Consider the following 12,475-nt stretch of genomic DNA (forward strand, 5'->3'; position numbering starts at 1 on the left):
ACCTCTGTCGAACGTGATTTACCCGAATACCGTCTTTCTTACAGCCCGATTCGACGGCAGCCCAGCCCGCAAAGATTTCAGTTATGAGAAACCACATTCTGCTGACCGGAGGCACGGGAATGGTTGGTTCCTATGTGATGGCGGAATGTTTACGCAATGGGCTGAACTTGGTCGTGCTCGCTCGGGATCGTGGAAAACAGTCTGCCTCCCAACGTGTCGAACAAATCCTAAAGCGATTTGAAGAAAGTTGGATGACCAACTTGCCGCGCCCTCAGGTATATCATTGCGACCTCAATCGGCACTCTCTTGGACTTTCGGCGGACGCCATTGGGTCGATTAACGCTCAATGCGGACGGATTTTGCACAGCGCCGCGAGTCTGAGTTTTGCCCCGGCGAATCAATCGAAGGAGAACGAGCCCTATCGCACGAACGTGGAGGGGACCCAACGGGTGCTGGATTTCTGTTGCGAACACGAAATCCGGAACTTCCACCACGTTTCGACTGCGTATGTTTGCGGGAAACGATCGGGAGTCGTTCGCGAGAACGAATCCGACGTCGGACAGTCCCACGCAAACGACTATGAACGTAGCAAGACGATCGCGGAGGCACGTTTGCAAGACGCTCGCAGGTTAGGACACCTAGATGCACTGACGATTTTGCGTCCGTCGATCGTGATCGACCGCACCGGGTTGTCGCCGATTTCGGCGGATCGAACAATCTACGGTGCGTTTTCGATGTACCAAATGCTCGCCTCACGATTCGGGCTTCCTGAACGTGGTCAATGGTTCAACAATCTGGGATTCGACGGTGCCGAATGCAAAAACATTGTCGACGTCGATTGGATCGCTAAAGCAGTTCGTGTGATTCTAACGACGCCCCGATACCACGATTCCACCTATCATTTAACCACTCGATCGGGCACTTCGGTTGTTGACTTGGATACCGCGTTTCACATCGCGACCGAACAATGGCTTGCTCGTCCTTCGCGAGTGGCGCGAACATCTCCCGCCAAGCTCACCGCGATCTCAGGACAACAACAGGCCGAGTTGGACCGCATGGCGGCACCCTTCGTTCAAACGTTCCTTCCTTATTTTCGCGATGACCCGACGTTCGCACGCGACCAAATCGATCGGGTGATCTCGGGAACCGATCTCGAACCACCTCCCGAGATCGGCACCGACGAATTACTTGAGATGGTTCGTCATTGGTCGGCGTTCATTCCTGAAAAGCCCGACGTGTCACAAAACCAACCCGAGCATCAGGTCGAGTCCGATCCGCTCGCCACCGACCCCGATGAAGTTGTCGTTTGTGGTTACGAAGTGCGTTTACCCGGTGGTGTCGAGAACGTTCATGACTTTGAAGAAATGCTGTGGGAGGGACGTTCCGGGATCGCCCCCATGCCACCCGACCGCCTGGACCGCTCGCTGTACTTCGATCCGACCAAAGGAGTGCCTGGAAAGACCTACTCGCAACTCGGTGGCTGCGTCACGCCATCCCCGTTGAATCACGAACGCGAACGTGAAATCGAAATGCTAGGGCATTTCGACCTGACGCATCGCCAGTTTTGCCAAGTCGCGATGGAAGCGGTCGGGGCCGCGTTCGGAACCCACCGCATCGATCAAGTATCGGGAATCGATCCGTCGCGTGCCGGGATTTTGGTTGGGCATAGCGGAGGGACCGAAATGGGTGGCGCCTTAGCGATGCACACGCTCGCGCCCGCAACTGCCGAATGTTTATTCGAAACAGACTTGAACGCCGCCGCCGATGATTCCGACTTAAGAACCTTGCAAACGGAGCTGACGACGGCGATTCAACGGGGCCGCCCCGGTTGGAAATCCGATGGTTCGCCGCATTTCAATGCTTACAGTGTCGCTTCGTTAGCAGGGTCCTTGACCGGCTTTCGAGGGCGCCGTGAAGTGATCGATGCGGCTTGTTCGTCATCTTTGTTGGCATTGCATCATGCGGTCACAGCGATGCAGGCGGATCGGATGGACATCGCCTTGGTCGGTGGTGCGACGTTCAATAATGTCGATAACCTCGCGTTGTTTTCTCAATCGGGAGCTTGTAGCGATGAAGGGTGCTACCCATTCGATCGTCGCGCCAGCGGATTGATCAGCAGTGAAGGTTATGTTGCCATCGTCTTAGTTCGCCGCTCCCTCGCCGAGCGTTTAGGTCTTCCCATTTGCGCGACGGTCGTGGGTGTCGGTGTCGCCTCGGATGGCAAAGGCAAGGGACTTTGGGCACCGCGCAGTGAAGGGCAACAGCTCGCCATCCGTCGCGCGAGTGCCGCTGCCGAGGTTCCCGAGCCTGAAGGTAACACCGTATTGGATCTTGACTATCTCGAATGTCACGCGACGAGCACCCAGGTGGGAGACGCCACTGAACTGGAGAGCTTATCGGCATTGCTGCGATCCAACCCCGATCTCGTTTCGGATGCCACCTTGGCGAGTCGGCTGCCCATCGGAAGTGCCAAGAGTAACTTGGGACATTTGCTCGAAGCGGCCGGTTTGGTTGGACTGGTAAAGTGTTTGATCGCAATGAAGAAGGGAGAGCTTCCGCCTTCGATTCAATTCGACTACCCGAACGAGTCTTTTGAATGGGAGAACGCGCCCATCGAAGTCGTCGATTCGGTTCGAGTGTGGCCTCAACGAAATTCAAAACCAACCCGGGTCGCCGGCGTCAACGCGTTTGGTATCGGAGGCTTGAACGCGCATGCCATCATCCGTCAATCTTCACCGACGAGACGATCTCGATCCATTCGCGTCGCCCCATCGAGCCCCACTCGGGATCGAGAATCCGAACCGATTGCGATTGTCGGACGCGGTGTGATCTTGCCGGGCGCTGAAAACATTCGGGCGCTGACTGACTTGTTGCAATCCGATCAAACCCAAATTTCAGACCCGCCCCAGGGCCGTTGGCCGATGCGGTCGGATCGAAGTGGATGGATTGGCGTCAACCGAAGCTGCCCCGGTTCGCTGCCCCATTGCCGCGGCGGCTACATCACCGACTTTCGATTCGACGCCCAAAGCTATCGGATCCCGCCTAAAACGATCCGGTTCGCCAATCCTGCCCAGTTGATGTTGATCCAAGCCACCGCTCAGGCACTGCAAGAATCTGGCGTGACGGACGATCTCATGAAGGGCAAATGGGCCATCGATCGCCAAAGAATTGGGGTCGTCATAGGAACCATCTTCGGTGGTGAGTTCAGCAACGCTTTGCAAATCGGATTGCGACTTCCCGAAATCAAGCAGCATGTCGAAGCAATCTTGCGCCGACGATCCGAACCCGGTATCCCGATCGACGAAGTGACGCAACAACTCGGCGGCATTCTGATGGATCGTTATCCCGCCTTGTTCGATGAGACCGGAGGATTCACCGCCAGCACGCTGGCTTCGCGAATCGCTCGCACGTTTGATCTGATGGGCGGAGCCTGTGCGATCGATGCCGATGAAGCGTCCAGTGGGTTAGCGATATTAACCGCTGCGGAACAACTCCGGGGAGGACATGTCGATGCGGTCTTGTGTGGCATGGCCCACCGTTCGATGGACCTCGTCGCGTTCGAACAGCTGTACCGAAAGAATCAATTAGTCGAGTCGGGCTGCCAAAAGGATTTACCCGATGACGGATCTCGGATCTTCCCAGGAGAGGGTGTGGCGATCATGATGTTGCAGCGACTCAGCGACGCGACGTCACAGGGACGCCCCGTTCTTGGAATCATCGATGGAGAAACCGAATCCTGGGCCACCGACGTCAGCGAAGCTCGGAAAGCGGACTCGCGGCAATCCAAGTCAATCGGCTTGGCGTCCGCATCCAAAATCGTTTCGCAGATCGGGCACTTCGGCGGTGGACAGGGAATCGTCCGAACCATCGCCGCTACGATCGCTTTTGAACAGAACCCATCCAGTCCATCCGATTACGCGATCACGGAAACAGCACAAGACGGTTTCCAAGTTCGTTATCAAATCGCTCCGCCGCCCATGCCTGTTTCCATGAATCAATCGTCCTCGCGATCCCAAGCCGGGTCAGACGAAGTGCGTTGCCAAGACGCGCCAAGTGTCAGGCTTGTTGCCTCGAGACCGATCTCCGAAAGTGCGGCGGCACGATCCCTGTTTCGCTATCGTCTGCAATCACGATCGTTGGATCAAATCGAGCACGACCTGCGTCACTTGGCGGCTGACCCCAACGAGATGGTTGGTTCGGCAGTTAATCAATATTTTGAGTCGAACTACCCGACGATTCAAGCAGCGATCGTGGGGCGGTCCACCGAAGAAGTTTCACAGATCGCCCAAGCCTTACTCGACGGCCCCGTTACCCGACGCCAAACCTCCGCCCTCGCGAAGCAATGTGGTTGGTTGCGATTGAATGCCGAGAACCACAGTCAGCGTCAAAACGGGGATCGTGTCGCTTGGTTGTTTCCCGGTCAAGGCTCGCAATACGCCGCGATCCCTTCCTTACTTGACTCGAACGTTGATGCCGTTGCAGCGTCCCGCGCCCACGAGTTCCTCGGCGATATCGACTCGAGACTACGCGCCCGAGGTCTTGAACCGGTCGGCTCGCGGATTGATGATCCCCGTCGTCAGCTCGGTCGCGATATTTGGTGGACTCAACTTTGGGTTTTGGCGATCGGCGCGACCATGGCGGATTCCTTGTCCCGACGCGGTCACCGACCTGATGTCGTCTTGGGGCATAGTTTCGGTGAATGCACCGCAGCGTGGGCCGCCGGTGCGATGACCATCGACCAAGCCATTGAATTCGCCAAATGCCGCAGTGATGCGGTCATCATGACGCGACAAGTCGACGGTGAACTGCTGTCCGTCCGTGGCGAGCCGTCCGCGGTTCAGGCCGTTTTAACGAGGCAATCTTCGTCGGCCGTGATCTCGCATCACAATTCACCGACCAACACCGTCATCGCCGGATCGCGAGCGGAAATCGCCAAAGCGAAGGCTAGTTTAGCAGACGCGGGTTTGGCATCGGTCGTGATCAGCGTCCCGGCCGCGTTCCATACACCGCAAATGAAACCGGCCCAAGACTTGTTGCGTGCTCGATACGGTGGGCAACATTTGATGCCGCCTCGCTGCGGATTTCTGTCGGCGGTTTCGAATCGGTATCTCGCTGAACCGACTGAATTGATGGACAACCTGATCGATCAGTTGACCAAGCCGGTTTGTTTCCACGGTGCGCTCGAACGAATTGTCGCCGAAGGCTGTGGACTGTTGATCGAAGTCGGACCGGACAACGTGCTGACTCGATTGGCCCGAGCAACCGTCGGCGGCCGGGCCATTTGCCTCAGCGCCGACGATCGCCAGCAAGACTACCACTCGCAACATGCCTTGATTGACATGGCATGTGAAGCGTTCGGGAATCAACCACATCAACATGCTTCTGATCGTAGCGAGACCCCGACAGACTCCGCTATCTTGCGAACCATGTCTTCCAAACCGCATCGCAATGGTGACGGCTCATCCGACTTGGTCATGCGGTCCGACACAAGTGAAGGCAATCATCGCAAACGTTTTGATGTCGTTGATGTAACACGGCAACGACGTCGATCGGTCGCCGCGAACCAAGAAGCTAAAGCCGGACCCAAGTCAAAAATTGGATCGGCGGAACCGGGCACCCCGATGATCGGTTCAACGATCGATTTGCAAACACATGGACCTGCGGAACCGATCGCGGCCGTTGATCTTCAAGCCGCTCGCTCGTTTTTATTCGATTTGGTCGTTGACCTGACCGGCTACGATCCCGAGATCATCGAGTTCGACGCGGATCTTGAAGCCGAACTGGGCGTCGATAGCATCAAGAAAGCGCAACTCATCGGCGAAATGGTCCAGTGGGCGGACATCGCTATTGATATCCACGCGATGCCATTGGCCAAATTCGAAACACTCAATGACATCGTCGGTTTGCTGGCCGAAGGCCCGATCCTCGCAAAGACGACGTCAAATCACCAATCCGCACTTGATGGTTTAACAGACGACGTCGACGGAGCGTTCTTTCATGAATCGCCGAGCGATCCGCCCGTTCGTCAAGCGGCACCGGATCTCGAATCGTTGCATCGTTTGATGATCGATTTAGTCGTCGATCAAACCGGCTACGACGAATCGATCATCGACATGGATGCGGACATGGAAGGTGAACTCGGTATCGATAGTATCAAAAAAGCCCAATTACTCGGCGAACTTGAACAACAATATCAGCTTCAATCGCTGCGTGATAGCAATTTGAGCTTAGCGGATTTCTCAACGCTCGGATCGATTCGAGACTTCGTTTGGAAACAACTTACCGGCGGCCCCGACGAGACATCGAACCGCACTCTGCAAAAAAAAAACGAAAGTGATTCCGCGGTAGCGACCGTTTCCGCATCGATACCGGTGCCCTCGGCCGGAACGCATCGTTTTGAGATTCGCACCCATCTCGCCCCACGGCTCGGCGGTGTCGCTGAACAGCCTCGCTGGTACGGTCCTGCGGTCGTGGTGGGACGTAACGTAATTGCCGACGCGATTCTGGCACGTTGGCGTCGCGATCCTGAATCGTCGATTCATCCGATTCATGCGATCGATTCTTCCTTGTCAGCGGACGAACTCGAAACCGAGTTGGATGCCCTATGGAGTGGGGAGGTGTCGCCTCATCTTTTCATCACGACCCCTCATGATGCGGAATCGGGGTGGTCGGTGGATGACCCCGACGCTTGGAAAACCCGACGCCAATCCGGATTGCTGAATCCGTTTCGGGTTTGCCAACGCTGGATGCAAGGGCGGATCGACCTGAACGCCATGCCTCAAAGTTCCCTCGTCACGATCGTCCGCGCGGGCGGTTCGTTCGGTTTTCGTCCGTTGGGTCTCAGTAACCAAGGAATCGACTCCGCCGATAGCATCGCCGCCGAATCGGGTGGATTGGCGGGCTTAACTAAAGCGATGTTGATCGAAGCGTGGATGCGAGGTCATCGCGACACGCCGATGTTGGTCATTGATCCCCTTACCGGCTCGAGCCCTGACGAAGTCGTCGATGGGGTGTGGCGCGAACTCGCCGCGCCGTCCTACGACGAAGAAGTCATCATCGCCGGAACGACCCGTATGACGACCATCGCCAGCTATGCCCCACTGCATGGCAACGATTCATCGTCCGCGACGCAATCGCCGTCGATTACGCCCAAGGGAGCTTGGGTGATTGCCGGCGGTGGTCGCGGGATCACGGCTTTGACGTCGATGGAATTGGCGGCACGCTACGGATTGAAACTGCATTTATTGGGGACCGCGCCGGTACCTCAAATTGACGAATCCATGCGGCGCGCTGCGGCGACCGACCGTGGGGAATTGCGTCGCCGGGTGATGGCTCAAATTCAATCCAAGGGCGGCAATCCCGTAACCACATGGCAAAAACTTGAGAAGGCGATTGAAATCGATCAGACCTTGCAGGCCTGTCATGAGCGGTCGATCGACGCGATCTACCACAGTGTCGATGTTGCCGACGCGGAAGCGGTGAAGGAATGCCTGCGACGAATCAGGGAAGTCGACGGGCCGATTCGCGGTGTCATTCAGGGGGCAGGTGCTGGGCAGGACGCGAGGTTCGATCGCAAGCGACCTGACAAAGTCGAAAAGTGTTTTCGTGCCAAGGTCGACGGATGCGTTTCACTCGCCGCCGCCACCATCGACGACCCGTTGGAATGGTTCATCGGATTCGGATCCATCAGCGGTCGTTTCGGTGCCAATGGCCACACGGATTACTCCGCCGCGAACGACATGCTCGCCAAACTGATCACCCAGCTGAAGCGACAACGCCCTCAAACACGGTGTGTTACTTTTCATTGGCATGCGTGGGGCGACATTGGAATGGCGACCAAACCTGAAGCCAAACTTGCGCTGGATATGATCGGCATGGAGTTCATGCCCGCTCGCGAAGGTCTGCAACATTTCTTAGACGAGTTGGAACACGGCGGCGATTTAACTGAAGTCTTAATCACCGATCGGCGGTACGTCCGTAAGTTTTTCCCAGAAGGCGAATGGGTCGATCGCGATCAGGCGGCGACAGCCACTTTTCCGATGCTCGATCCCGAAGGACATCGGCAGCAGACATCGCCTTCATCGACGTCATACGCGATCACCTTGAACCCGACAACCGATCGTTTTTTGAAGGAGCATCTCGTTCACGGCCGTCCCACGTTGCCTTTCGTCATCGCGATCGAAATGCTTGCCGAAGCCGCTCGAGCCCGCCATGCCGAAAAGACTGGTGAATTCCTTCAAGTGATTGCCTGCCACGACGTTCGTGCCCACCAATCACTGAAGTGTCTCACCGATGATGCGTTCGCCGTTGAACTGGTCCCGGCAGGTGACGAATCTGATCGCTGGACGTTGGTAAGTGATTTGAGACGTCGAGATGGACGACTCGTTCAAGCAGCGCGACCGCATTTCAGCGCCACGATTGAACTCGGACGCGAGGCCGATACTGATCGTTGGACGCGAGAGGATCTGTTCGAGGGGCACAATTTTACGGTGCAACCGGTGGTTTACCAGCCGAACGAAGCGCCGGTCTATCATGGACCTCAATTGCAGTGCCTCCGAGAAATCGGATTTGATCTTTCCGCCGGTGATGATCGCGTTGGGATCGCCGTGGGTTTGGTGGTGGCTCCAAGTCCCGCGCACTTGGCCGGCGAGCAGCGTCCGCTGCGTGGTTGGTCGATCCTTCCGGCAGCGGTCGATGCGGTGCTGTATGCCGCCGGATGTCTTGCTTATCGCATCGGTGATCGGCCGAACCTTCCGATATCGTTTGAGAGAATCCAGGTCGGCCGTTTGCCTCGCCCCGGGGAGGTCTTGCGTGTGGTTGTTGAGTTAAGCGAAATGAATCAACAAGGCGCGATTTTGTCCGCCAAACTTGCCGGTCAAAACCGCGACCGTATTGTGCAGCTTGATGGTTATCAAATCGGATGGCTAGGATAGCGATATGTATCAAGCATCGTCCACCATGCCCGCTCGGCTCAATCGGAAACAATACACCACATCGGAGTCCCACGAACACGACTCACGGCAACTTCGTGATCGAACTTGGCAGATCGTTGCGGCGAAAAGTCAATTGTCAAAACCGGGCGATTATGTGGCAATCAATCGGCTCGGTATCCCGCTGTTGATTCGCAACCACGATGGAGAATTGATCGCAGCTCGAAACGTGTGCGCTCATCGGCAATGCGAATTGGTCGAACTCGGTAACGGCAACCGTAAAGAACTCAAGTGTGGGTATCACGGTTGGTGTTACGGCGGCGACGGAAGAACGCGAAAATTGCCCGTCGCCAAGGATTTCCCCGGGTTCAATCGGGAAGCCCATCGACTCGACATGTATCCCGTGCGAGTGGTCGGCGGATTAGTGATGGTTCACCTGAACCCGGAATCAATCGATGCTGATTCATCGGCCAACAAATTCGATTGCGTGGACGGTCTCGACGGGTGGAAAGATTGGTCCGACGAGTTCGCCCGTCGTAGCAACGATTCGCAATGGGGGCTGATCATGAACGAAGAATTACGTTTCGATTGCAATTGGAAAGTGGCATTGGAAGGGTCGTTAGAGGGTTACCACCTCGAAGAGGTCCACCCTCATACGTTCGGCCCTGCACCCGACGAAGAACATGTCAATCACATGTTTTATGGCAGCGGTACGACTCTCGAGACGATAGCCAGGAACGAATCCTGGATGACTCGTTTAGAGATTTGGTTGGCTCATCGGATGACCGGTGGGCATGATCCGACGTATCGACACGTTCACATTTTCCCGAACACAACTGGTGCGTTTCAGGATAGTGCCGGATTGATTTATCAATTCTATCCCCTCGCGCCGAATCGATCGGCGATGATCGCATTGGGTTTCGGGCGTTTGGCCGATCGCGGCGGACTCGTCGGAAAAGCCTTGGCGAAACTTCGCGGTTGGGGTGCGGCGGCGTTGACCCGCCGCTTGATCGCTGAAGACGGCGCGATCTTTCCCAAAGTGCAACGCGGGATGGAAGGTGGGAATTCGCGACCACGTTTGTTCGGCCGTTGCGAAGAGCGGCTCGATGCTTTTCACCGTCATTGGATGAACACCTTCGATGACGAGCCCATTTCCCCGAGCGACACATGTGACAACAGGGCGATCACTTCATGAATCAAGATTTTCAGGGTAAACGAGCGCTGATTACCGGAGCGAGCCGTGGAATCGGACGGCAAATTGCGTTGGAACTAGCCGGCCGCGGAGCTCGCGTGGCGATCAATTTTTTGAACTCGCAATCTCAAGCGATTGAAGTTGCCGAAGAGGTGTCGAGGCTTCAAGATCAACTCAACCCGACGGGATCGGATGATAATGTGGTTTTGTTGAAAGCCGACGTGTCCCGCCGCGAAGATGCGTTCTCGATGGTCGGCGAAGTCTGCTCGCGATGGGGTGGCGTCGACATCATCGTTAGCAATGCGGCGGCAGGTGGTTTTCGTGATCTTGCCGAATTGACGCCCGTCAACTTTGAAGCCGTGATTCGCACCAACGCTTCGCCCGTCATTTGGTTGACCCAAGCAGCGGCGGATCACCTGTCACGGTTGTCGTCCACGTCCAACGCACCACGAAACGGCAAGGTGGTCGCCGTCAGCAGTCACGGATCACGATGGTCGGTACCGCACTACGGAGCGATCGGAGCGTCCAAGGCGGCGTTGGAAAGCTTGATCCGTCACCTCGCACTCGAGTACGGCGATCGAGGAATAAATTTCAACTGTGTCCTGCCAGGGATCATCGCGACTGACGCGATCGCCAGCATGCCTGGGGCCGACGGACTCGTCCGGGCTGCCGGTGAACGAATGATGGTGGGCGACCGCACGTTAACCGAATCCGATGCCGCCAAGGTAGTGGCGTTTTTGAGCAGCCCAGACAGCGATTTAATCCAGGGGCAAACCATCGTCGTCGATGGTGGTGTGAGCATTCGTATCTGAATGAGTAGAACTGCATCCTTACCGACGACTCCGATCGAGCGTTACCTTGCGCGTCGGGTTCATGGACAAGGGATGGTTTTTGAGATCGTTTTGATCCTCGTCGGACCACTCGATCTTGATCGGCTGCGTCAAGCATGGATAAAAACAATCCAGCGTCACCCGCGAATGTTCGCCCGACTCCGTGGACACGGCCGGCGACAGTACTGGGAGTCTCAACCTCATTGCGATCTGCGGTCGTTTGTTTATCAACCGATCGCCTACGACCATCCTTCCCAGGCCACTTTTGCTGGTCCTGCAGTGGCTTCATCGGACAATTCGCACATCGCGGATCCACGCTCGGGATTGGGGATCCGCTGTTTTGTTCAGTCCGACGATCAACGGCGTTGGTCCGTCCGACTTGTTTTTCATCATGCTTGCTGCGACGGAGTGGGGGCGATTCGCGTCTTCGGTCAGTTCGCCAAACGATATGCCGATCCGGTCCGTCTTGATGATCGGCAAATCGATTCGATCGCAATCGGCCGAGAAACCGAGTTCCATGGGGACGGGTCGAGAGGAAGTCACCAGCCGCCAGCGACAGTCGCGTCCACAACCATCCCGGAGCTGAGGAACCTTTGGACGACGATCCGCGGCAGCAACATTCGACTGTCTCGTCATGCTAGGTTCGGCAACGAGCCGCTAGAACAGGACGACGACGCCAGCTTCACCAATTTTGGTGGCCATCGTCGATTGTTGTTTTCGCAAACACGAAGTGCTCAGATCAAAGATGTGTTGAAGGCGGTAAATGTCAAACTGAATGATTGGGCGATCGGGATCACGATGATGACTTTGGCGGGAATCACCGAGCAGGCATCATCGCCATCTCGGCATCTGATGATACTCAATCCGGTCGAAACCCGGCATTGGGCCGATCGCCATGACACTCGCAACCATATCGGGTTGGCTTTCCTACGGCGGACGCACGAGCAATTGCGAGACCCCGACACGGTGGTCCGATCCATTTCGGATCAAATGAGCAATGTGCGACATTACGGCACGGCTGCCGAAATGGAATTTGGAATCGCGATCGCCGAAACCATCCCAGGGGGATTGCGATTCTTTGAACGATTAGGCACGTTCACGCCCACCGCGACGTTGACCAGCCTGACCGGCTTGCGCCTGGGGAAACGGTTCGGAGTCACCAAACGAGGAGCTTCGCAATGGATCGACGATGTCGAAATTCAAGATATTTACTTCGACGCCCCCATTCAAATAGGAGCCGAATTATCGATTGCCGTTTGGGACTATGATGGTCGCTTGTCGATTTCTTGCCGAACCGGACAGGCTCCGATAGCTCTCGAACTCGCCTCTCGTTTTCTCGAAAAATGGTCCGTTGCGTCCAATCGGTGGTTAGCATCCCAAAATAGCCTGCCCGAGTCTGCTTTTTAGCTTGACGATTCCGGCAACGCCAGTGAATATGAAAACGTGCGGCGGACGGCGGGCAGTCCTGTTTTTTTGCAAATTGAATCTGGTCACGCAACGTGGCTCACAATCCACGTGGAATG

Annotated in this window: 4 protein-coding genes; all 4 read left to right on the plus strand. The window is 56.2% G+C overall.

Features of this window, described 5'->3' with window-relative positions:
• Nucleotides 1–83: 83 nt before the first annotated feature.
• Genes Pla100_RS21620 through Pla100_RS21635 form a run of 4 tightly spaced genes read left to right on the plus strand, consistent with a single transcriptional unit; the run spans nt 84 to nt 12,359 of the window.
• Complete coding sequence (locus Pla100_RS21620; protein ID WP_146580088.1) at nt 84–8,933, plus strand: type I polyketide synthase; 8,850 nt, start codon at nt 84–86, stop codon at nt 8,931–8,933.
• A gap of 4 nt (nt 8,934–8,937) precedes the next feature.
• Nucleotides 8,938–10,125 (plus strand): aromatic ring-hydroxylating oxygenase subunit alpha, encoded by a 1,188-nt coding sequence (locus Pla100_RS21625; protein WP_146580090.1) that lies wholly within the window; start codon nt 8,938–8,940, stop codon nt 10,123–10,125.
• Nucleotides 10,122–10,934: an SDR family oxidoreductase gene (locus Pla100_RS21630; protein ID WP_146580092.1), complete on the plus strand. Its 813-nt coding sequence runs from the start codon at nt 10,122–10,124 to the stop codon at nt 10,932–10,934. Before Pla100_RS21625 ends, Pla100_RS21630 begins: the two co-directional genes overlap by 4 nt.
• Nucleotides 10,935–12,359 carry a wax ester/triacylglycerol synthase domain-containing protein gene (locus Pla100_RS21635; protein WP_146580094.1) on the plus strand — a complete coding sequence of 475 codons (1,425 nt, stop codon included), beginning with the start codon at nt 10,935–10,937 and terminating at the stop codon, nt 12,357–12,359. It abuts the gene before it with no gap.
• The last annotated feature ends 116 nt before the right edge of the window (nt 12,360–12,475 follow it).

Source organism: Neorhodopirellula pilleata (genome assembly GCF_007859915.1).
GTDB lineage: Bacteria > Planctomycetota > Planctomycetia > Pirellulales > Pirellulaceae > Rhodopirellula > Rhodopirellula pilleata.

Excerpts from the sequence above, each read along its gene's own strand:
- Pla100_RS21620 (WP_146580088.1), top strand. The coding sequence starts at position 84 with ATGAGAAACCACATTCTGCTGACCGGAGGCACGGGAATGGTTGGTTCC.
- Pla100_RS21625 (WP_146580090.1), top strand. The coding sequence starts at position 8,938 with ATGTATCAAGCATCGTCCACCATGCCCGCTCGGCTCAATCGGAAACAA.
- Pla100_RS21630 (WP_146580092.1), top strand. The coding sequence starts at position 10,122 with ATGAATCAAGATTTTCAGGGTAAACGAGCGCTGATTACCGGAGCGAGC.
- Pla100_RS21635 (WP_146580094.1), top strand. The coding sequence starts at position 10,935 with ATGAGTAGAACTGCATCCTTACCGACGACTCCGATCGAGCGTTACCTT.